The sequence below is a fragment of the Moraxella sp. CTOTU48268 genome (assembly GCF_032069585.1).
Classification (GTDB): Bacteria; Pseudomonadota; Gammaproteobacteria; order Pseudomonadales; family Moraxellaceae; genus Faucicola; species Faucicola cinerea.
Genome location: NZ_DAMALV010000008.1, coordinates 47,351 through 68,271 on the forward strand (window position 1 = coordinate 47,351; position 20,921 = coordinate 68,271).

The window sequence follows — 20,921 nt, forward strand, 5'->3', positions numbered from 1 at the left end:
ATGAACAAAATTCATTATCAATTCGACTTTAAACGCTTCCGTGAACACCTTGTCGATGTCACGCTTGCGTTTACTGCAGACAACGACAACCCAATCGTTTGGCTACCTGCTTGGATTGCGGGCAGTTACATGATTCGAGAATTTAGCAAACACATTACGGCAGTCACTGCCACCATCCATGACCCCAACGCCAAGAACAATCAACGCCTTAAAAAACTCGATAAAAACCACTGGCAAATCCACGCCAAACAAGGCGACCGCATTAGCGTCACTTATGAAGTCTATGCTTATGACTTATCGGTGCGTGGGGCATATGTCGATGAAACTCGCCTGTACGGCAACTTCACCTCTCTAGCATTAGCGGTACAAGGGCAAGAAAACCAAGCGATTAAAGCCGAACTCATTTGCCCGCAAGACTTTTATGAGGTAAACGGTGTGGAAGTCAGCCTAGCTACCGCCTTACCGGAAAAAATGCACCAGCAAGCCAAACAAACCATCTATCAGCTAACTGCCGACAACTACGAGCAACTTACTGACAGCCCGTTTGAAATTGCTGAGCAAGATGAATTTTGGTTCGATGTAAAAAGTGGCGAAAACACCATTCCCCACCGATTTGTGATTTCTGGCGTGCAGCACAGCGACCTTGAACGGCTAGAAACTGACCTTAGCAAAATTTGTCAAAGCTATGTTGATTGGCTTGGTGATACGCCGTTTGATGATTATCTGTTTATGACCATGGCAACTTCAAGCGACTATGGCGGGCTTGAGCACCTTGCCAGTACCAGCTTGATTACCCCACGAGATGACCTACCCACATTTTTTGAACAAGCTGAGCCAAGCGAGAATTATCAACGCTTTTTGGGCTTGTGTAGCCATGAATATTTCCATGCGTGGTGGGTTAAAACCGTGCGTCCCGAAGTCTTTTTAACCGCCAACTTTAACCAAGAGACTTACACCACCTTGCTATGGGTGTTTGAAGGATTTACCAGTTATGTGGATGATTTTATGCTACAAAAAAGCGGGGTTATTTCGCAACATAGCTATCTAAAGCTACTTGCCGAACAAATCAATCGCTACTATCAAACCCACGGACGCGCCTTGCAAAGCGTGGCAGAATCAAGTTTTGATGCGTGGATAAAGCTATATCGTAGCGATGAGAACACCGCCAACGCCGGGATTAGCTACTACAACAAAGGCGCGCTAGTGGCGTTATGTTTAGACTTGACTTTGATAAACCATGGCAAACGTATTTTTGATGTGATAAAAGTTTTTTATGACAAAGCCAAAGCCCAAGATAATCGCCGTTTTGGTATGACGGACGCCAATCTAGATGACGTCATGAATGAATGCTTACCCAAAGACGTTTGGCAAGATTTTAGAGCCAATTATATCGACGGCACGACAGAATTACCGCTATTTGAACTGTTGTCAGAACAGGGTGTGAGTATTGAACAAAAAGACGATGATATTACTTGGGGCATGAAATATATGAGCGAGCCTACTGGGTTAAAAGTGCAACGTGTTGTGCGAAATAGCCAAGCCGCCGCTGCAGGGATTTCTGCTAATGACGTCATCGTGGCAATTGATGGGTTAAAGGCGAGCGAAAAATGGCTCAAAGCCACTGCTAAAACCCAAACAATTAGTGAAGACCCTGCCGTGTGTCATGTATTTCGCCGTGATGAGCTGTTGGTACTTGAAGTGCCACCCGTGAGTGACGCGCATGTTAAACAACCGCAAATATGGACGCTATTAGCGAGTGAAAATACAAGCTTCACAAAATGGCTGCAGTGGAAATAACTTGCAAAAATAAAGCAAATCTAGTAAAATTCGGCTTCCAATTTTATCAATCCATCCTGTGTTGGCTTTAATCGGTTGGGTGTTTGGGTGAATTTTTAACAAAATAAACATTCACGCCAAGCATACTAACTGCAGACCAAAGGGCAGGATAATGACTAGAGACCTAACCATGCGCGCAGATATCCATCCAGCTTATCAAGAAGTTTTATTCCACGACACTAACGCTGACGTTTACTTTTTAACTCGCTCTACTATCAAATCAAAAGTAACTCGCGAATACGAAGGTAAAGAATACCCATACGTTGCACTCGATATTTCAAGTGCCTCACACCCATTCTATACCGGTGAACAACGTAAAACCCAAAACGAAGGTCGTGTGGCAAGCTTCAACAAACGTTTCGGCGCATTTGCAGGTCGTAACAAAAAATAAGTTTAATCGCTTATTATCAAAAACCCTTTGCAACTGCGAAGGGTTTTTTATTGGCTGGAATGGGGCAGTACTAGACAATAGGCCATAAAAAAGCTCACCGAAGTGAGCTTTTTTTGGATTTATTTGTTTAGGTTTAATATGAATGAATTTTTACGTTTTTGGGTAGTAACAATTCTTTTTTGAGTGGCAACTGCGGTGATAACTCAAACAAGGCACGGCGATATACATTACGTTTAAATGCCACCACCTGGTTAAGTGGATACCAGTAACTGACCCATTCCCAGCGGTCAAATTCAGGTTTTGCCGTATCAAAACGGATATGTTCTACATTGTTCTCATCTAGCTGGAGCAAAAACCATTTTTGTTTTTGTCCAATACACAAAGGATATTGTCCTTGTCGTACAAAACGTTTTGGCAACCGATAACGAAGCCAATTTTGGGTTTGTGACAACACTTTGACATGCTGAGGATACAGTCCGACTTCTTCCCACAATTCTCGATACATTGCATCTAGTGGCGTTTCACCAAAATCAATGCCGCCTTGTGGAAACTGCCAAGCATCGTGACCCACGCGTTTTGCCCACAGTACTTGTCCGTGTGTATTTGCCAAGATGATACCTACGTTGGCTCGAAAGCCGTCTGCATCAATCATGACGATTACCTTCAATTTAATGGTTAAAATTGGCAGGCAATCACATTATCAAGTTTTTTGGGTCACAAGGTTTACACACATCCTTGCAGACCATTATTAAAGTTTTGGTCAATCAAATCATCGGGAATAAACCCATCTCTACCAACAGACGCTTATTTTATTATTTTTGCTAAAAAACATGGACAATGTAATCACTGCCTTTATTACCCACTATTAAACCAGTTTTTATGTCAAAAGTGTAATGTTTATTTGCTATAAATTGTTTCACGGACATAAAAAGCGCATAATATCGCTTGATTTTATACAAAATATTTTTTTAAAAATTATAAGCATCTGGGGATAGTATGAAAGCAACGGTAAATTGGTTAAAAAACGAAGACATTAATTTTGCAGCCGTGACCGAAAACGGCAATAAAATCATCATGGATTCAACGGAAAAATTGGGTGCCAAACCCATGGAAATGGTTTTGATGGGGCTTGGCGGCTGTGCCAGTTATGATGTGGTAAGTATCTTGCAAAAAGCCCGTCAGGCGGTGAGCGATGTTGAGTGTCAGCTATCGGCTAAGCGTGCCGACACGATTCCTGCAGTATTTACTGATATTCATTTACATTTTGTAGTTAAAGGTAGTGCTATCAAAGAAGCGCAGGTTAAAAAAGCCATCGAATTATCGGCAGAAAAATACTGCTCAGCCAGTCGTATGCTAGAAAATGGCGGTGTCAAAATCACCCATGACTATGAAATCATTGATGATACCTCTAGTGAAATGACTGATAAAACGGTTAAAGGGTAGGGAATAACGGCATGTTTCCCTATTTAAGTGCTGTCCCTGCCACCAATAGCAGCGTGGTGCTGGCAATGATGGTTGCCAGTTTATTGCCCTTGGTGTTTGCGATATTGGCAAAGCTCTTTGGCGGATTTAAAAGCAAAGACAATGCCAATCCGCGCGAGTTTTTGGGTAAACAAACGGGCGCGGCAGCGCGTGCCAATGCCGCCCAGCAAAATAGTTATGAAACCTTGCCGGTATTTTTGGCAGCGGTGATTGTGGCATTGCTATTTTTTGTACCGCTGTCAGTGGTGACGCAGTTGGCGTGGTTGTATGTGATATTACGGATTATTTATGGGTTGGCGTATATTGCCAATTGGGCAACTTTTCGCTCAATTATTTGGTCGCTTAGCCTCGCCTGTCCACTGATGTTGTTTTATTTAGCGATACGATTGAGCTAATTTGCTATGAGCAATCGCCAGCTTGGGATTGTGCTTGTAACATCGCAACAATGGTCTTAAGCTGTTTTTGCCTTTTTACGTTTTGCCAAAGCTCGTTGGCTTCTTCATAGCCCTGGGTCAACATGCCAAGCCATTGTTTGTAACGTCCCACCAGCATATTATCGCTACGGGCATGTCCTTGCAAAAACGCAATTTGTAGCTTGAGCAAGTCTTGCCAAGCCATGTTTTTTACTGTGTCATTTTTATCCATCGCTTTGATTTGATTGACTAAGTCAGGTCGAGTGACCGCACCACGTCCGAGCATGATATGTGGGGTGTTGGCTTGTTTGCGGCAACGCATGGCTTGCTCAGTCTGCCAAATTTCGCCATTGGCAATAATCGGTAAGCTTAACCGCTGTGTTAGGGGCGCGATTAACTCCCAATAGGCTGGGGGTTTATAGCCTTGGGTTTTGGTACGGGCATGGATGGTCAGCCAACTGGCATTGGCTGATTGCACCGCATCGCCGATTTCTTGGGTGAGTGAGGTATCTTCATAGCCGAGTCGGATTTTTGCTGATATAGGCGTATCTGATGGCACGGCTTGTCGTACTGCATGGATGATTTGATACAAGGTTTCAGGTTCGGTGAGCAACACCGAGCCACCGCGGTGACTATTGACAGTTTTAGCAGGGCAGCCAAAGTTAATATCAATGGCTAACGCACCAAGCTCGACCGTTCTGACGGCATTATCTGCCATCAAATCAGGCTCACTGCCCAGTAACTGTACATGTACTGGCGTGCCGTGAATGGTTTTGCCTTTTAAACCATCTTCATGCAAAAGTTCGGGTACAAATTTGTAAAACACATGCGCGGGTAGGACGTGCTGGGTGACGCGAATAAACTCACTCACCGTCCAGTCGTAATGACCGATACTGGTTAAAACATCCCGCATCAATGGGTCGGTCAATCCTTCCATCGGCGCAAGGACAATTTGCGGCTGGGTAAAATCGGGGCTAAACTGCGATAAGTGACTAGCCATAAATCACCTTTTTATCTTTGAGTCCGTGAATCAAATCTTGAATATTAAAAATATCCAAATTTACCTTGGCGCGCGTACAGGCGACATACAGCAGTCGCAACTCTTCGGGGGAGATTTTTACCGCCTGAGAAGTCACATCATAATAAAAATCATTGTCAATTTGCACCCGTGACCATTCCAACCCTTTGGCTTTATGCGCTGTAGAGATGATATAGTCGGCTTTGTCCAGTGTGGTCAAGCTATTGATTGCCTGGTTTAGCGTTTCGGTGCCATGTTCATCGACCAGTTTGACGAGGGTTTTTAAATCGCTGCCTTCGCTCGTCTCGCTATAATCCTGCACGTCGCGCCAATTGTTAAAGTAGGCAAGCTCAGGCACACCATACGCCGCTTGTCCTTTTTTTAGACGTTCGGCAGATTGGCTAAATTTGAGTAAACGGTCTGTATCGGCTTGTAGCGCAACTTTATGTCCCATTTTAAGCCCAGATAACAGATTGACCATCGCACTGGCATTGGTACGGCAAAGAATGGCATCTTTTTGACCATGCACCATACTTTTGCCTAAGGTAGACGCCATCGCAGGATTGCCGCGCAGTGGTACCTCTTCTTGTAGCGCTTTTAAAAACCCATTCGCCACATCAGCAATTTGGTCGCCAAATCGAAACGATTGGGTGAGCAAGGTTTGGGGTAGCGGCAGGCGCTTCATGGCATTGACAGCGCCGCGCCATTCATAAATTTGCTGATGCGCGTCACCCACATAGATAACTTGGTTGGGCTGATTGGACAAAATCCCCATCATCAAGGGGTCGGCATCTTGCGCTTCATCAAATAAGATAAAATCCGCAGGAATTACCGGTTTGGATAGCGCCCAAAGTTTAAGGTAAATATCATGCCCAATCCCCGCAGGGTGGCGCGGGTCAATCGACTGTTGCCAGCGGCGCTCTACATACGGGTATAAGGTGTCGCGCAGCTGCTCAGCTTCACTGGCAACCAACCAGTCAGGAAACTGCAAATGGCGCGGCGCAGGGTAACTGGCATGGATACTACAAAACGTGCTCACCGCATCGGACACAAATCGCGCTTGTCGCTCTGGCGTTAAGGTCACAAACTGGCTTTTGCCTTCAATTTGGCGTTTGACTTGTACAGGGGTCAACCCCAAATCTGAGGCAAGGCGACTGGGAGAAAAACGCGGTAGTTGCAGCTTTGCAGTGATATCGCGAGCGGTATGACGAAATGCCAATGAGTGGAAAGTGCGACAGTCGACATGGTGGGGGAATTTACGTTGGGCTTCTGAAGCAATTGCTTTGTTAAATGCCAAATAAATCCCGCGACCACGTAGCTGATTGCCAATCAGGTTAAGCGTGGTGGTCTTACCTGCGCCGGCATACGCTACCACCTTAAACGACTGGCGTGTAAGTGCCATATCGACAGCCTGCTGCTGCTCACCCGTTGGGCGTTGGGTCAGGCTGTGAACAGGGGATTGGGTGGGAATAATGCTGGGGTTTGACATAAGGCCATTGCTAACAGAAAAGTGAGCTATTTTAGCAAAATTTGGCAAGTTTTGCTCAGTTTCCTTTATTTACTAAACCTTTATTTACTAGCCTTTATTTACTAAGTGGGGATGAATGAGAGGTTGATTCGATTTTAGCTTTATCCAGCCAGATTAGCTGTTGTTCTGTAATAACGCTTTTTCTTTAACCAATACCCGTGCCATAACTAGACCGAGTTCAAACAATAACCACATCGGGATAGCTAGCATAATCATGGATAGCCCATCTGGCGGTGTCACCAATGCCGCAATACCGAAACAACCCACGATGATGTAACGGCGTTTTTGCGCCAAGCTATCCACCGTCACTACCCCAGCCAGCACCAGTAGCAGCGTCAACACAGGAATCTCAAAGGTTGCCCCAAACACCAAAAACAGCTTGAGTACAAAATTTAGATAGCTTTCGATATCGGTCATCGGTAGCACATTGTCGGGGGAAAATTTGATAAAAAAAGCTAGCACGCTTTTGAGCACGACATAATAAGCAAACGCAATCCCCAGATAAAACAAAATCACCGATGACAATAGCACGGGTAGGGCGATACGTTTTTCATGCTTATATAGCCCTGGTGCGATAAACGACCAAATCTGGTACAAAATATACGGCATCGCCAAGATAACAGCCAGATACAGCGTCAATTTAATCGGTGCCAAAAATGACGAGGTGATATCCGTTGCAATCATAGAAGAATTGACTGGCAACAACGCCGTTAACGGGGCAGAAAAAATATCGTAGATTTCCCGCGAAAAGCCCGCCAATGCCAAAAAAATCACCAAAACTGCCGCAAAACCGTGAATCAAATGACGGCGCAGTTCAATCAAATGTTCAGTGATGGGCATATCTACTAAAGTGTTGTCTTGCGATGGTTTATCATCTTTAGCTTGTTCAATGGCTAATTGTTCAGGCGTTTTTTTGGTTTTGATAAGCTTAATCACTGGGCAACTCCACCCAAACTTGGCAATTGGTGCAGTAGCGGATCGGCTTGATAATTGGGTAAAAACGGTGGATTGGGAAGACGTCTGACACGGTCATAATCACTGAGCAAAAACCAACGATAATACATTGGCTCAGTGGCAGCAAATAGCGCTTCATGTAAGTCTTTAGCCACTTCATCGGCTTCGACATCAGCCTCTAGACCTAGCAAATAATCGTCTGCTTTGGTTTCTGTCAGATAAGATTCGTCAGATGGTTTGTCTAGTGAATTATCTAGTGGCTTGTTTGGTAACAGCGCGGTGGTATCCGTTGTTGGCTCAGCTAAATGACTAGGTGGCTTATGATTGGAAGGTTCATGGCTGAGTGGTTCAGGGGGTAGGCTAACTGCGTTAGTATCATGACCAAGATTAGGGGTTGTATTAGCCGACTGGGTATTGTGAGCTTGCATCGAAGGAACTTTGCCATGTTGCTGTAGTTCGCTCACACTGCTGCGAAGCGCTTCCATCTCGCGCTTCATATCTACTTCAGCTTGGCGGATTTTTTCCAGCTCAAGCTGCATTTGCTTGCGCGTTTCGGCAAGGTCAAGCTCAGCTTCAATTTCTGACTGCAGTGTTGCAACCGTACGGCGGAATTTGGCATACCACTGACCTGCAGTACGCGCCGCTTGGGGGAGTTTTTCAGGGCCCAGCACAATCAGTGCAATCGCCCCAAATAACAGTAGTTCGGAGAAACCTATATCAAACATAACAACCGTGGCAGTTAGGGATTAAAAAACCAAAGAAAAAGTAACGACTAGGGTTTAAACGTTATGTTTATCTTGTTGGGTCTGCGTGGTATGGAGTTCAGCTTTTTCGTGTTCAAGGACACGGTTTTTGTTCAGATGCTGTTCGTTTTCATCTTTGACCGCATCTTTAAAGCCTTTAACGGCACCACCCAAATCTTTACCGGCATTTTTCAGTTTTGAAGTGCCAAAAATGACCACAACAACAACCAGTAAAATTAACCAATGTGTGATTGAGAAACTACCCATGAGAATATCCTTTGATTAACCTTGACAATAGGGGTGAGGACAATATGAATTTGCAGTGTAACACATAACCATTGCGTTGGCATAACAGTGCAAAAAACGGTGTGAAACACGGCGAATTTTTTGCACTGTTAGCGAGCAATACTCAGGACTTATCGACTGTTTAGTGGCGTTTACTTAGTAGCGCTCACTTAAGGGCTATTACTTAAGAGATTTGACGTGCGGCTTTTTCGTCGATACCCGATAAGCCAAAACGTCTTGCCAATTCATTGGTGACAGCCCAAGACGGTATATTAAACCATGCCAATGTGACCATTGTATGAAACCAAACATCAGCAACTTCATATACCAAATCTTTCACCGCGGTATCATCGGCGATGGTCTCATAAGGAGTATCGTTGGCAATGTTGATATCTTTGGCAGCGATAATGGCTTCAGTGGTTTCTTCACCGACTTTTTCTAAGATTTTGTTGATACCTTTATGGTATAAGCTTGCTACGTATGAGCTATCAGGATTGGCATCTTTACGCCCAAGCAATACTTCATCTAACGCAGTCAAAATATCCGCTGACGTCGTAGGGGATTGTGTCGCATTGCCTGGTTGTGTCGGATGGCTTGCAAGCTGCGAGTGTTCATGATTCGATTTAGCGTTGTTACCATAAATCGCATCAGGATCTTTGATGACCGCATCAGTAATTTGCCATTGTAGCTGTCCGTGGTCATCGGCAAGCAGACGATAAAAACAAGACTGCCGACCCGTATGGCAAGCAATCCCACCCACTTGGGTGACTGACAGCACAATCACATCAGCATCGCAGTCTAAGCGGATTTCATGGACTTGCTGAAAATGCCCAGAGCTTTCGCCTTTGTGCCATAATTTACCGCGAGAGCGTGACCAATACACCGCTTGCATTTTTTCGGCAGTCAAACGTAATGACTCGCGATTCATCCATGCCATCATCAAAATGCGCCCTGTATAAAAATCTTGAGCGACTGCAGGAATAAGCCCATTGTCATCAAATTTTAGTGTATCTAGCCAATCCATATTCACGCCCTGTATCATACTATGCAAGCCCTAACCAAAAAAAAGCACCCATCAAGCGATGCGTGCATTTATCATAATTCATCAAGCCCTAAATCTCAAAGGGTTTCACATCTAAGGCTTCTTTGATGGTAGCTGATAACGGGATTTCTTGGCTTTGACGATAGTCATACGCCGCAAAGCCCATTTTGGCATACGCCACCAATGACCCATCAAACATCCGCGAGACTTTAAACACAAAATCACCACCCAAATCGGTTAAATGCTGCACGCCAACCTCAAACAACAGTTCTTCACGCGCCCTTGCCCGATCAAGGATTTGGGTGTCGATATGATTAATGATCAAGCCTTGGTACTCAGCATTAACCTCCTTAATGCTTTTTGAATATAAAAAACGAAAACGGGCTTCGGTAAGCAATGCCACCAAATTTTCAACCGTTAAATGTTGTGCTAATCCAATTTCGGTATTGCGCACGCGCATGACGGTCTCAAACACGAAATGGGCAACTTCAATATTTGTGCTTAACGTTGACAAGAATTCTAACCTCATGATGTTGATAAAGATGAAAGAGTATTACACATTAAACTTTTCAGAAGCTTAAGAGCCCGATAAATACCTTAAGGCTAAACAAACTAACGCGAACTGTGTCCAAAATAGGGCTCACTTATCACTTTTAGCCAATTTAACCGCAGTTTTCATAAACTAAGTTGTTAACTTAATTAATGTAATCTCGTGATAGATTTACTAAGTCATCTTTTTTAAATAATTAATATCATTGATTTTTTAAGTATTCTACAAACAGCCCTTAATAATAATTTATCTATTATAGTAGAGAAATATTAAAGTAACATCAATAAAATAGATGTCAAAGAAAAATTAGTGATAACATTAGCGTGCATTCACGAATGATTTTTGATAAAATACCGCCTCCCACCTCAAGGCAAAAAATCCAGTGTGATGAGGATTTTTTGACAAACAGGTTAACTTCACTTGATAAAGATGTTTAATCTTTGTCAAAAACGAACAAGAGGCTATCATGAAATTAAAAACTCGCCGTGGTGCTGCCAAGCGTTTTAAAAAAACTGGTAACGGTATCAAACGCAAACAAGCATTCAAACGCCACATTTTGACCAAAAAATCTCCTAAGCGTATCCGTCAATTACGTGGATGCAAATTGGTACACGTGTCTGATGAGAAACGTGTTTACCGTATGTGTCCTTACCTATAATTTATAGGTATTCAATCAACTGATATTACAAAACTTTAGGAGTAAATTATGGCTCGTGTAAAACGTGGTGTACAGGCAAATCGCCGTCATAAAAAAGTATTGGCTCGTGCAAAAGGTTATTACGGTGCGCGTTCTCGTGTTTTCCGTGTTGCTGTACAAGCAGTTACCAAAGCAGGTCAATATGCGTATCGTGACCGTCGTAACAAAAAACGTTCATTCCGTCGTCTGTGGATTGCACGTATCAACGCGGGTGCGCGCTTAAATGGCTTAAGCTACAGCCGTATGATCAACGGTCTGAAAAAAGCCAGCATCGAAATCGACCGCCGTGTATTAGCAGACATCGCTATGCATGATGCGCAAGGTTTTACGGCGTTGGCAGAAAAAGCAAAACAAGCACTGGCTGCTTAATTTGTTTTAAAGCGATTTTTCAAAAAGCCATTAAGTGCAAGCTTAATGGCTTTTTTTATCGCCATATTTTAGTTAAAATGCCTATCACTATTGATAACCAAGATTGCAACGCTCATGACAGAAATAACGACTGACAAACTTATCCAATATTCTGAAAATTTAACCGATATCACCCAAGACCAATTTTCCCAATTTATCAACGATGCCAAAGCCTTAATCAGTACCGCACAAAACCCCCAAGACCTACAAAACATCCGCGTGACTTTAACCGGCAAAAAAAGTCACCTTACTACATGGTCGAAACAGCTGGGCGGACTCGATGCCGACGGCAAAAAGACCATCGGCGGTATGCTGCATCAAGTACGTACCCAAATCAATGATAGCCTACAACAAGCGCAAAGCGATTTAGAAGCTAAAGCCTTGGCTGCCAAACTTGCCAGCGAATCCATTGACATCACCCTGCCTGCACGTGGACAACAAGCGGGTAATTTGCACCCTGTCACCATGACCGCTGAGCGTATGCAAGGGTTTTTCCGTCAAGCAGGCTTTGAAGTTGCAACAGGTCCTGAAGTTGAGAGCGACTACTATAACTTTGAAGCGCTAAATATTCCAAGCCATCACCCAGCGCGCGCCATGCACGATACGTTTTATTTTAATGCCAATTATGTGTTACGTACCCATACCAGTTCGGTGCAGATTCGCACGATGGAAAAAGGCAACCTGCCGATTCGTATCATCTGTCCAGGACGTGTGTATCGCAACGACAGCGACCAAACCCACTCACCGATGTTTCATCAGCTTGAAGGTTTGTATGTTAGCGAATCGACCAATTTTGCTGAGTTAAAAGGCTTGATTCATGAGTTTTTGCAGGCGTTTTTTGGTCGCAAACTTACGGTGCGTTTTCGCCCGTCGTATTTTCCATTTACTGAGCCGTCTGCAGAAGTGGATATCCTTGCCGATACTTATGCAGGTGGGGGCAAATGGCTAGAAGTGATGGGCTGCGGTATGGTGCATCCAAAAGTGTTGTCCGATAGCGGCATTGACCCGACCAAATACCAAGGTTTTGCATTTGGCATGGGCATTGAGCGCTTTGCCATGTTGTATTATGGGGTGAATGATTTGCGCTTGTTCTATCAAAATGATGTCAGATTTTTAAAGCAGTTTGCTTAGGGGAAAACAATGAAAATTAGCGAAAACTGGTTACGCCAATGGGCAAACCCAAACTTAAGCGCTGAGCAAATTGGCGAACAACTGACGATGGCAGGCTTAGAGCTTGATAGCTTGGATAAAGTCGCCAAAGACTTTAGTGGTGTGGTGGTCGGTGAAGTGATTGACGTCACCCAACACCCCGATGCTGATAAACTGCGCGTTGCCAAAGTGAATGTCGGTGAGCATAGCGAAGCACCCCTACAAATCGTTTGCGGTGCACCCAATGTCGCCGCTGGCGTGCGTGTACCTGTGGCACTGGTGGGCGCCAAACTGCCACCTGCACAAGGGGATGAACCCTTTAACATTAAAAAAGGCAAACTGCGCGGCGTAGAGTCGCACGGTATGCTGTGCGGTGGTAGCGAGATTGACTGTGATGATGGTGTTGATGGCTTGCTAATTTTGCCAAATGATGCACCGATTGGCATGGATATCCGAGCCTATCTTGGCTTAGACAATCATGTGCTAGATATTTCAATTACCCCAAACCGGGGGGACTGTTTTAGTGTGCGCGGTATCGCGCGTGAGCTTGCCGTGCTCAATGATTTAACATTTCAACTGCCATTTGACAACATTACCGCAGCTGTGACCGACAACGCTAGCCAAGCGGTTAGCGTAGAGACCACAGACTGCCCACGTTATTACGCGCAACTGGTCAGTGGACTGACGGGCACTACGCCATCACCTGATTGGATGAAACAGGCCCTAAATGCCTCAGGCGTCAAGCCACGTAATTTACTGGTGGATGTCACCAATTATGTACTACTTGAGCTCGGTCAGCCGCTGCATGCGTTTGATGCAGACAAACTGGTGGGCGCAATCACCGTGCGCCATGCCCAACAAGGCGAAACCCTTGAGCTTTTAAATGAGCAAACCATCACCTTACAAGGTGATGAACTGGTGATTGCCGATGAACAAGGGGTTATTGCGTTAGCAGGGATTATGGGTGGACTTCGCACCGCAGTGACCGATAGCACGACCCGAGTGGTAATCGAAAGTGCATTTTTCAAACAGTTGGCGATTGCAAGTAAAGCGCGCCGTTTTGGCTTGCATACCGATGCGTCACAGCGTTTTGAGCGGGGTGTTGATTTTGAATTGCCAAAATTGGCACTCGACCGCGCGGTCAATTTATTGGCAACATTTGGTAATGGCTCAAGTGAGGTTAGGGTCGGTCAAATCACGCTGGTTGAAAACACCGCTGAACTGCCAAAACGTACGCCAGTGACGCTACCGATTGTCAGTATCAACAAATTGTTAGGCGCGGATATCGCCACCGACAAAGCCATAGAGATTTTAAATAGTCTACAAATCAGCACCGAGTTACAAGGCGAAAATCTGGTTGCCACGCCGCCAAGTCATCGTTTTGATATCGCCTTGCCCGAAGATTTGATTGAAGAAATCGCTCGTATTTATGGCTATAACAATATTGCCAACAAACTGCCGGCGTTTACCAGTAACTTGTTTGACAATAAACGCCAAAATGATCTGCATAACTTAAAAATGAGCTTGGTCAATCAAGGTTATTTTGAAGCGGTGAGTTTTAGTTTTAGTGATGCCAAAGTCGAAGCTTTGTTTGATGGGGCGCATTTTGCTGCACCACTCGCGCTTGCCAATCCAATCTCAAGTGACTTAGCGGTCATGCGTCGTACCCTGCTGTCTAGTTTGTTGCCTTGTGTGCAATATAACTTAAACCGTCAACAAAACCGCGTGCGTCTGTTTGAGACGGGTCTGCGTTTTGATGGCAGTGATATTGCAAGCTTAAACCAAGTTGACACTTTGGCGATGGTGGCAGTCGGCAGTACCCATCCAGAGCAGCATCATGACAGCCGTGTGATGGATTTTTACGACTTAAAAAATGACGTCGAATCGGTTTTCCCACGGTTTGCCCAGTCCGCTATCAGTTATCAACGTAGCGAGCAGCCGTTTTTACACCCCGGTCAAAGTGCCGATGTACACTATCAAGGCAAGGTGATTGGTTGGTTGGGTCAGTTGCACCCACAGATTGCCAAAGCCTTGGATTTGCCGACCACTTGGGTGGCGCAGCTAAACTTACAGATGGTGATTGATATGCACCAGCAGGCATTGACCATCATGACGCCAAGTAAATTCCCACAAGTACGCCGTGATATCGCTGTGGTGGTAGACCAGTCGATTGCTATGCAATCAATGCGTGACACTATCAAACAAGTCGGGGGCGAGCTATTAAAAGATGTGTGGTTGTTTGATGTGTATGCCGGCAGTACTTTGCCTGAAAACCAACAATCGCTTGCTTTTGCACTGGTGTGGCAAGACGTCGAAGCCACGCTTTCTGACGAGCGTATTAATGCACAAATAGAAGCTGTCATCGCTGCGCTACATGAGCAGTATCACGCAACGCTACGTATGTAATCTTGGACTAGCAAATTATGACAGTCGATACAATGTTTTTCTTTGATTTTAAAGTAAAAATAACTATCGACTGTATTTGCTAGAATCGCTAGAATAGGAACATTTAGTAGGGTGGGTATGATAATGAATATGCAAGTTGAAGGAAAAACCTTAACCAAATTAGAAATGATCAATCATTTGATGGAAAATTTGGGCATGACGCGCCAAGACAGCCGCGCATTTGTGGAGAATTTTTTTTCAGAGTTGTCAGAGACGTTGACCAAAGGTCACCAAGTCAAGCTATCGGGTTTTGGTAACTTTGAAATCAAAGATAAAAGCCAGCGTCCAGGTCGCAACCCAAAGACTGGCGAGATGGTTCATGTCACAGCGCGCCGCGTTGTTACCTTTAAAGCGGGGCAAAAAATGCGTCGCAGTATTGAAGATAAACTGTTCACAGAATAACGCGCTTTATTGTTTTTAGATTATTTCTAGTTAAAATTTAAGCGTTTTAAAATCAATTAACGCATTTTGACCATAAAAGATTCTGTCTATAAATTTTAACCATAAAAAAAAGAAGCTGAATGCTTCTTTTTTTTATGCCAATTATGCCATTATTTGGCAGTAGAGGCAGTAGCACTGGCAGCTGCTGGTGTCGCAGGGTTTTCGCCCCAAATAGCTGGGTATTTATAGCCTGGGAAAGTTTTGTGGGCGTATTGTTTAAATTCTTCTGAATTATACGCATTGGTCACGTCTTTTACCCATTGTGTGTCTTTGTCTTTGGTGCGAATCGCTGACCAGTTGACATACGCATAGCTGGGTTCTTGGAACAGCGCTTCAGTCAATTTGATACCTGAGCTGGTCGCATAGTTACCATTGATGACTGCAAAGTCAACGTCAGAACGCGCACGTGGTAATTGTGCGGCTTCTAGCTCTACCAATTTGATATTTTTTAGGTTTTCTGCGATATCATTTTTTGATGCAGTGAGTGGGTCGATATTGTCTTTAAGTTTTACCCAGCCTAGTTCGTTGAGCATTACCAGCGCGCGTGCAAAGTTGCTTGGATCGTTCGGTGCAGCCACGGTGGTACCGTCTTTGACTTGTTTTAGGTCATTTAATTTACCAGGATAGATGCCAAGCGGTGCGGTAGGCACTTGGAAGGCTTCAACGATATCTAGGTTGTTATCTTTTTTGAAAGTATCAAGATAAGGTTTGTGTTGGAACACGTTGATATCAATATCGCCATCGGCTAAGGCTTTATTTGGGCGCACATAGTCAGAGAATTCAACCAATCTGACTTTATAGCCTTGTTTTTCTAACTGCGGTTTGACAGAGTTCTTGACCATGTCACCAAAGTCGCCCACAGTAGTACCAATCACAATTTCAGATTTGTTCGGGTCGATACCTGTGCTTGCTGCTGCCGTGGTAGTCGTTGAGCTTGCGGTAGTCGTAGTTGTAGTTGTGGTGGTGCTGGCTTGTGCTGTGGTTTCGGTTTTGCTTTCAGGCTTGCTACAACCGACTAGGGCAATCCCTGCCACCCCTACAGTTGCTAATAGCTGCGCGATATGGCTTGATAAATGCGTTAATTTCATACCTTCCTCCAAAAATGAAAAAATAAACGGACAAAACAATCAGCTTACCTTAACACACTCATAAAAAAAATGTTATTGAGAGTTAACCTATGGATATGAAATTTTTTCATAATTCCTAGAAAAACCATCAATAACAATTTTTTAAACAGCCATCAGCTAAAATTAACGTTTATCCAGACGGTGCGCCAAAATATTACCAACCGATTGGATGATAATCACCATCACCACCAATAAAATCACCATAAAAATCATCACATCATTTTGGTAGCGGTTATAACCATAACGAATCGCCAAATCACCGAGACCGCCACCCCCAATCATACCCGCTGCCGCACTGTAAGAGAGTAAACTAATCATCAAAGTAGTAATACTCAAAATCAAACTTGAGCGTGACTCGACCAATAACACATTGCGAATAATCGTCCCAGTACTTGCACCCATTGATAACGCCGCTTCGATGATACCTTTTGGCACATCACGCAGATTTTGCTCAACGAGCCTAGCAAAGTAGAAGATACCGGCGACACTCAAAGCAAGCGATGCTGCGATTGGACCAATGGTTGTACCGACAATGAGGCGAGTGACAGGAATAATCACAATCATCAAAATCACAAACGGAAAAGCACGCATAATGTTGGTAAAGTTGCCAAGTCCTGCATACAACGATTTGTTGTCGGCGAGCTGATTTTTACTGGTCAAAAATAGCGCGACGCCGAGCAATGTACCAAAGATGACCGACGCAACCGTTGAGATACCCACCATAATTAGCGTCTCCCAAAACGCTTGCCAAATTTCTGCCTTCATCCCCAAAAGATTATCAACCGCGCTTTGCCAAGTTAATGTATTTGCCATGAAATTACCCAACGATTCAATTTAAAACTTAAAAGATTATCCAGTCATCAACGATGTTTGTGCGCCGTTAATCATCACTAATCAGCAGTTGCCCAATCGGTGTGGTGGCATGAATTTGCCCCGAATGTACGTCAGCGACTTCCAGCAATCTGCCTTTATCGAGCAGGGCAACGCGGTTACACAGCTTGCGAATCACGGACATTTCATGCGTCACAATCACGATAGTGACGTTAAACTTGTCATTAATATCCTTGAGACAGGCTAACACCGATTTGGTGGTAGCAGGGTCGAGCGCAGAGGTGGGCTCATCGGCGAGCATTACATGAGGCTTGGGTGCTAACGCCCGTGCGATACCTGCCCGCTGTTTTTGACCGCCAGAGAGCTGGGCGGGATAGTGGTTGGCGCGATTGACCAAATCGACAATTTCAAGACATTCCATCACCCGCGGCATGATGGTCGCTTTTTCCCAACCGGCAATCTCTAGGGCAAAGGCAATGTTTTGTGCCACTGTGCGATTTGCCATCAGATTAAACTGCTGAAAAATCATCCCGATATTTTGACGGGCATGGCGCAAATCGTGGGTGGACAGCGAGGTCAGCTCCTTGCCATCTATGGTGACAGTGCCGCTATCTGGGCGTTCAAGTAAATTAATCAAGCGTAGCAAGGTGGATTTTCCTGCGCCAGAATAACCCATCAAGCCAAAAATCTCGCCTTGTTGGATTGTGAGCGATGTCGGTTCTACCGCAGTAAACCAGTTGCCATCTTGGGTTTGGAAGCGTTTGGTAACGTTATCAATGGTAATCATGATAATAAAAAATTTTGCAGTGGCTAAAAGAGGGTAATTTTAGCACAGCTCGTCGTCAGCGTTTAGTCGCTTTAACGAATAAATAAATGCCGAATGGTATGTTTAAATGAATAATAGAGAGGAAAAGCAAAAAAAATTTGTGACAAAACTATAGGCAGAGATAAAAGCGGTTACGATTGAGTGATAGGTAGTGTGACCAAAAAGCGGGTATGGCCATGCAGTGTGTCAGTGATAATACTACCGCCATGGGCTTTGACAATCTGCGCGACTAAAGATAGCCCGAGCCCTGAGCCTTTTTTCTCTTGTTGTAGCCGTACAAATGGACTGAAAATATCGGTGCGTTTGTCTTCAGGAATGCCTGTACCTTGGTCGATAACCGCAATACACACCTGATGAAATTCTGGCAGGTGTACAACGTCAGATTTTTTACGGGAAAAAATAGACGATTTATTTTTTTGTTTGTTAGCCAGTTTGCTCGAAGTTGCCTCGCTATCTGCTGTGTCCGTTGCGGCGGGACTATTTGTCGATGACATTTCAGGGTCAACGGTGATGTCATCGACGTTTGTGGGGTCACTGGTGGTATCTTTTATAGGGGCGGGCAAAGCCACTTTATCTTTTTGAGCATCGTTAAGTTTTTCTGCATGGGTATCTTTTGTATTCTCTTGCATCGTTGGTAGGGCATCAATTGCCAGTTGATTACCCGCATCATCAATGGCATACAGCTGTACGCTCACAGGTGGGACGCCATGAAGATGGGCATTGTCGAGCAAATTACGCACGAGGTGGGTGAGAAGTTTGGCTTGTCCTTGGATGATAACGTGACCACCCGCAAAGGTAGCTTGTGGGTAGTGCTGAATCTCGTTTTTAATTAACTCATATAAATCGACGTCTTCTACTTTTTCTATCGCATGACCGGCATCCATACGACTGACGAGTAAAATACTTTCCACCAAATCATTAAGACCCGTCAAATCACGGTTGATGGCATCGGCACGTTTTTGTACTTTATCTTGTATTGTTTTGTCAAACTGACTTGCCAGCATCGTCATCATTTCAACTTGTAGACGAATACGGGTAATCGGTGTACGAATTTCATGAGAAGCATGCGCTAACAGCAGTTTATTGGCATTCATCAAGGTTTCGATACGCTCGGCGGTTTGGTTAAAACCGCGTGCCAAAATGGTAATTTCATCATTGCCTACGGGTGTGACACGGGCAGAGAAATCGCCATCACCCAGTTGGGTGATTTGCCGACTTAGCTGATTGATACGCCATGTCATGGTGCGCGCAATCATCCATAACATGCCCGACATGATGAGCAGCAGTAGCAAGGTGCCTGTCAGTAAATTAATCGCGGGCGAAATCGTACGGCGGTTACTAAGTTTTGATTGGTATAACAGCACATAACCAGATTGGCTATTGACTTGAATTTCGGTCGGGTGTTTTGGATCATCTCTAGGAAACAAGGATAAAAAAAATGGCGGGTTTGGCGGTAAGGTGGCAGGTAGCCCACGCATGATCATAATCGCTTCGCCACTTTTGCCATCATACAGACCAAATTTGGCGTTCAGTGAATCGCTATAGATATTAAAACTACGCCGTACGAGGGCAAGTAGGTAACGGGTTTCGAGATTTTTTTGTTGGTCTTGAGCGGTACGTAGCTCAACTAGTAACGGATCTAGCTGCTGGGTGACTTGGCTGGCAATGACTTGGTGGCGGGTGTTGGCAGAAGTATCGTGTACCAAATGGCTTAAAATTACCATTGCCCCAGCAAAAATGACCAATGCCAGCATAACGCTGGCAAATAACTTGCTAAATACACTGTTAAATTTTATGCCGCTCAATCGCACACAGAATCCAAAAATTGTGGGTCATCACAGGTTATTATAATAGCTTTGCTAGCATAAATAACCAAAGATAATGACCTTTTGCGTGTTAAATTTGTCAAGCTATCTTACACTTGGTCAGTGGCAAACTGATAGCCGACACCACGCACTGTGATAATGCGTTTTGGCTGACGAGGATTGTCTTCAATCAGCGCGCGCAGACGCGAAATATGCACATCAATGGCACGGTCGATGTTATCACTACTGTCATCGTTTGGCATCGCATGCCACAGCTGTTCACGGCTCAGTACTTTACCTGAGTGGGTAGCAAAGTAATGCAATAACTGAAACTGGTGGGTGGTCAAACGCACCGGCTCATCATCAATCGTCACTTCATGGCTGTCTGGATAAACCTTTAAACGACCAAATACTAAGTTATCTTCTTTTTGCTGGTGAAGCGGCAGGTCGTGACGGCGCATGACTGCACGGATACGCGCCAATAGTTCACGCGGTTCAAATGGTTTTGAGACATAATCATCCGCGCCCATCTCAAGACCCAACACACGGTCAGTGGTGTCACCTTTGGCAGTCAGCATGATAATCGCCGTTTGCGCCAGTCGGCTATCTTTGTGCTGACGAATACGTTGACACACTTGCATGCCATCCATATCCGGCAACATCAAATCTAAAATCACCAAATCAATGGATTTAGCAGGATTAAATAGCGTCTCTAGCCCTTCTGTCGCAGTTGGCGCATGCTGAACCTCATAATAATTCATGCCCAAATATTCGCTAATCAACTCGGCTAAATCTGGATCATCCTCAATCAATAGTACGGTTTTAGTACCACTATTATTATCTTCCATCACCAACTCCAAAAATTCTCTAAAATAAATCAGTTGTTATTATTGCTTTTGCTCATCAAAGCTAGGCTTCTATCATTAATCAAGAGCCTATTATCATAAAGC

General features: G+C 44.5%; 22 protein-coding genes. 9 read left to right on the forward strand and 13 right to left on the reverse strand.

The genetic code is table 11. The annotated features are described in order from the left end of the window. Together RT143_RS04590 and RT143_RS04595 are read left to right on the forward strand one after the other, a co-directional pair. Window positions 1-1,797, forward strand: a complete 1,797-nt coding sequence (locus RT143_RS04590; RefSeq protein ID WP_313091499.1) for a M61 family metallopeptidase — start codon at window positions 1-3, stop codon at window positions 1,795-1,797. A 169-nt stretch (window positions 1,798-1,966) separates the two neighbouring features. After that, window positions 1,967-2,227 (forward strand): type B 50S ribosomal protein L31, encoded by a 261-nt coding sequence (locus tag RT143_RS04595; RefSeq protein WP_007117222.1) that lies wholly within the window; start codon window positions 1,967-1,969, stop codon window positions 2,225-2,227. 133 nt (window positions 2,228-2,360) lie between these two features. On the opposite strand, the gene RT143_RS04600 is transcribed toward RT143_RS04595, so the two are convergent. Beyond that, window positions 2,361-2,879 carry an RNA pyrophosphohydrolase gene (locus RT143_RS04600; protein WP_036596083.1) on the reverse strand — a complete coding sequence of 173 codons (519 nt, stop codon included), beginning with the start codon at window positions 2,877-2,879 and terminating at the stop codon, window positions 2,361-2,363. A gap of 344 nt (window positions 2,880-3,223) precedes the next feature. Between RT143_RS04600 and RT143_RS04605 the strand changes: the two genes are divergently transcribed. Together RT143_RS04605 and RT143_RS04610 are read left to right on the forward strand one after the other, a co-directional pair. Continuing rightward, window positions 3,224-3,670, forward strand: a complete 447-nt coding sequence (locus RT143_RS04605; RefSeq protein ID WP_313091500.1) for an OsmC family protein — start codon at window positions 3,224-3,226, stop codon at window positions 3,668-3,670. A gap of 11 nt (window positions 3,671-3,681) precedes the next feature. Beyond that, window positions 3,682-4,104: an MAPEG family protein gene (locus RT143_RS04610; protein ID WP_239741422.1), complete on the forward strand. Its 423-nt coding sequence runs from the start codon at window positions 3,682-3,684 to the stop codon at window positions 4,102-4,104. A gap of 4 nt (window positions 4,105-4,108) precedes the next feature. On the opposite strand, the gene RT143_RS04615 is transcribed toward RT143_RS04610, so the two are convergent. From RT143_RS04615 to RT143_RS04645, 7 genes are all read right to left on the reverse strand, one after another. Further along, window positions 4,109-5,122 carry a tRNA dihydrouridine synthase gene (locus tag RT143_RS04615; protein WP_313091501.1) on the reverse strand — a complete coding sequence of 338 codons (1,014 nt, stop codon included), beginning with the start codon at window positions 5,120-5,122 and terminating at the stop codon, window positions 4,109-4,111. Next, window positions 5,115-6,629: a UvrD-helicase domain-containing protein gene (locus RT143_RS04620; RefSeq protein ID WP_313091502.1), complete on the reverse strand. Its 1,515-nt coding sequence runs from the start codon at window positions 6,627-6,629 to the stop codon at window positions 5,115-5,117. The genes RT143_RS04615 and RT143_RS04620 overlap by 8 nt, the downstream gene beginning before the upstream one ends. A gap of 153 nt (window positions 6,630-6,782) precedes the next feature. Next, the gene (gene tatC, locus RT143_RS04625; RefSeq protein ID WP_081454577.1) at window positions 6,783-7,508 is read right to left on the reverse strand and encodes a twin-arginine translocase subunit TatC; all 726 of its coding nucleotides are present in this window, start codon (window positions 7,506-7,508) and stop codon (window positions 6,783-6,785) included. Between the two features lie 92 nt (window positions 7,509-7,600). Next, on the reverse strand, window positions 7,601-8,347 hold the full coding sequence (gene tatB, locus RT143_RS04630) for a Sec-independent protein translocase protein TatB (protein WP_313091504.1): 747 nt from the start codon (window positions 8,345-8,347) through the stop codon (window positions 7,601-7,603). A gap of 54 nt (window positions 8,348-8,401) precedes the next feature. Further along, on the reverse strand, window positions 8,402-8,632 hold the full coding sequence (tatA, locus tag RT143_RS04635) for a Sec-independent protein translocase subunit TatA (protein WP_313015171.1): 231 nt from the start codon (window positions 8,630-8,632) through the stop codon (window positions 8,402-8,404). Window positions 8,633-8,834: 202 nt separating this feature from the next. Then, window positions 8,835-9,674: a bifunctional phosphoribosyl-AMP cyclohydrolase/phosphoribosyl-ATP diphosphatase HisIE gene (gene hisIE / locus RT143_RS04640; RefSeq protein WP_313091506.1), complete on the reverse strand. Its 840-nt coding sequence runs from the start codon at window positions 9,672-9,674 to the stop codon at window positions 8,835-8,837. Window positions 9,675-9,762: 88 nt separating this feature from the next. Beyond that, window positions 9,763-10,206 (reverse strand): acyl-CoA thioesterase, encoded by a 444-nt coding sequence (locus RT143_RS04645; RefSeq protein ID WP_313091507.1) that lies wholly within the window; start codon window positions 10,204-10,206, stop codon window positions 9,763-9,765. Window positions 10,207-10,705: 499 nt separating this feature from the next. Here RT143_RS04645 and rpmI point away from each other — a divergent pair, with 499 nt between their 5' ends. The 5 genes from rpmI (at window position 10,706) to RT143_RS04670 (ending at window position 15,343) form a co-directional block, all read left to right on the forward strand. Next, window positions 10,706-10,900: a 50S ribosomal protein L35 gene (gene rpmI, locus RT143_RS04650; protein ID WP_036604595.1), complete on the forward strand. Its 195-nt coding sequence runs from the start codon at window positions 10,706-10,708 to the stop codon at window positions 10,898-10,900. A gap of 48 nt (window positions 10,901-10,948) precedes the next feature. Continuing rightward, window positions 10,949-11,308: a 50S ribosomal protein L20 gene (rplT, locus tag RT143_RS04655; RefSeq protein ID WP_007117209.1), complete on the forward strand. Its 360-nt coding sequence runs from the start codon at window positions 10,949-10,951 to the stop codon at window positions 11,306-11,308. 114 nt (window positions 11,309-11,422) lie between these two features. After that, window positions 11,423-12,478 carry a phenylalanine--tRNA ligase subunit alpha gene (gene pheS / locus RT143_RS04660; protein WP_313091509.1) on the forward strand — a complete coding sequence of 352 codons (1,056 nt, stop codon included), beginning with the start codon at window positions 11,423-11,425 and terminating at the stop codon, window positions 12,476-12,478. 9 nt (window positions 12,479-12,487) lie between these two features. Continuing rightward, complete coding sequence (gene pheT, locus RT143_RS04665) at window positions 12,488-14,902, forward strand: phenylalanine--tRNA ligase subunit beta (protein ID WP_313091511.1); 2,415 nt, start codon at window positions 12,488-12,490, stop codon at window positions 14,900-14,902. Window positions 14,903-15,025: 123 nt separating this feature from the next. Continuing rightward, window positions 15,026-15,343, forward strand: a complete 318-nt coding sequence (locus RT143_RS04670; RefSeq protein ID WP_007117206.1) for an integration host factor subunit alpha — start codon at window positions 15,026-15,028, stop codon at window positions 15,341-15,343. Window positions 15,344-15,492: 149 nt separating this feature from the next. Here RT143_RS04670 and RT143_RS04675 read toward each other — a convergent pair whose 3' ends face one another. The 5 genes from RT143_RS04675 to RT143_RS04695 form a co-directional block, all read right to left on the reverse strand. Next, complete coding sequence (locus tag RT143_RS04675; protein WP_313091513.1) at window positions 15,493-16,470, reverse strand: MetQ/NlpA family ABC transporter substrate-binding protein; 978 nt, start codon at window positions 16,468-16,470, stop codon at window positions 15,493-15,495. Between the two features lie 162 nt (window positions 16,471-16,632). After that, the gene (locus tag RT143_RS04680; RefSeq protein ID WP_007115396.1) at window positions 16,633-17,322 is read right to left on the reverse strand and encodes a methionine ABC transporter permease; all 690 of its coding nucleotides are present in this window, start codon (window positions 17,320-17,322) and stop codon (window positions 16,633-16,635) included. Window positions 17,323-17,389: 67 nt separating this feature from the next. Beyond that, on the reverse strand, window positions 17,390-18,127 hold the full coding sequence (locus RT143_RS04685) for a methionine ABC transporter ATP-binding protein (RefSeq protein WP_309574981.1): 738 nt from the start codon (window positions 18,125-18,127) through the stop codon (window positions 17,390-17,392). 170 nt (window positions 18,128-18,297) lie between these two features. Then, window positions 18,298-19,920, reverse strand: a complete 1,623-nt coding sequence (locus RT143_RS04690) for a sensor histidine kinase (RefSeq protein ID WP_313091532.1) — start codon at window positions 19,918-19,920, stop codon at window positions 18,298-18,300. Window positions 19,921-20,081: 161 nt separating this feature from the next. Further along, on the reverse strand, window positions 20,082-20,819 hold the full coding sequence (locus tag RT143_RS04695; protein ID WP_007115400.1) for a response regulator transcription factor: 738 nt from the start codon (window positions 20,817-20,819) through the stop codon (window positions 20,082-20,084). Window positions 20,820-20,921 lie beyond the last annotated feature (102 nt).

Excerpts from the sequence above, each read along its gene's own strand:
- RT143_RS04675 (WP_313091513.1), bottom strand. The coding sequence starts at position 16,470 with ATGAAATTAACGCATTTATCAAGCCATATCGCGCAGCTATTAGCAACT.
- RT143_RS04595 (WP_007117222.1), top strand. The coding sequence starts at position 1,967 with ATGCGCGCAGATATCCATCCAGCTTATCAAGAAGTTTTATTCCACGAC.
- pheS (WP_313091509.1), top strand. The coding sequence starts at position 11,423 with ATGACAGAAATAACGACTGACAAACTTATCCAATATTCTGAAAATTTA.
- RT143_RS04620 (WP_313091502.1), bottom strand. The coding sequence starts at position 6,629 with ATGTCAAACCCCAGCATTATTCCCACCCAATCCCCTGTTCACAGCCTG.
- tatC (WP_081454577.1), bottom strand. The coding sequence starts at position 7,508 with ATGCCCATCACTGAACATTTGATTGAACTGCGCCGTCATTTGATTCAC.
- tatB (WP_313091504.1), bottom strand. The coding sequence starts at position 8,347 with ATGTTTGATATAGGTTTCTCCGAACTACTGTTATTTGGGGCGATTGCA.
- hisIE (WP_313091506.1), bottom strand. The coding sequence starts at position 9,674 with ATGGATTGGCTAGATACACTAAAATTTGATGACAATGGGCTTATTCCT.
- tatA (WP_313015171.1), bottom strand. The coding sequence starts at position 8,632 with ATGGGTAGTTTCTCAATCACACATTGGTTAATTTTACTGGTTGTTGTT.
- pheT (WP_313091511.1), top strand. The coding sequence starts at position 12,488 with ATGAAAATTAGCGAAAACTGGTTACGCCAATGGGCAAACCCAAACTTA.
- RT143_RS04680 (WP_007115396.1), bottom strand. The coding sequence starts at position 17,322 with ATGGCAAATACATTAACTTGGCAAAGCGCGGTTGATAATCTTTTGGGG.
- RT143_RS04610 (WP_239741422.1), top strand. The coding sequence starts at position 3,682 with ATGTTTCCCTATTTAAGTGCTGTCCCTGCCACCAATAGCAGCGTGGTG.
- RT143_RS04590 (WP_313091499.1), top strand. The coding sequence starts at position 1 with ATGAACAAAATTCATTATCAATTCGACTTTAAACGCTTCCGTGAACAC.
- RT143_RS04605 (WP_313091500.1), top strand. The coding sequence starts at position 3,224 with ATGAAAGCAACGGTAAATTGGTTAAAAAACGAAGACATTAATTTTGCA.
- RT143_RS04685 (WP_309574981.1), bottom strand. The coding sequence starts at position 18,127 with ATGATTACCATTGATAACGTTACCAAACGCTTCCAAACCCAAGATGGC.
- RT143_RS04615 (WP_313091501.1), bottom strand. The coding sequence starts at position 5,122 with ATGGCTAGTCACTTATCGCAGTTTAGCCCCGATTTTACCCAGCCGCAA.
- RT143_RS04600 (WP_036596083.1), bottom strand. The coding sequence starts at position 2,879 with ATGATTGATGCAGACGGCTTTCGAGCCAACGTAGGTATCATCTTGGCA.
- RT143_RS04690 (WP_313091532.1), bottom strand. The coding sequence starts at position 19,920 with ATGCTGGCATTGGTCATTTTTGCTGGGGCAATGGTAATTTTAAGCCAT.
- RT143_RS04695 (WP_007115400.1), bottom strand. The coding sequence starts at position 20,819 with ATGGAAGATAATAATAGTGGTACTAAAACCGTACTATTGATTGAGGAT.
- RT143_RS04670 (WP_007117206.1), top strand. The coding sequence starts at position 15,026 with ATGAATATGCAAGTTGAAGGAAAAACCTTAACCAAATTAGAAATGATC.
- rplT (WP_007117209.1), top strand. The coding sequence starts at position 10,949 with ATGGCTCGTGTAAAACGTGGTGTACAGGCAAATCGCCGTCATAAAAAA.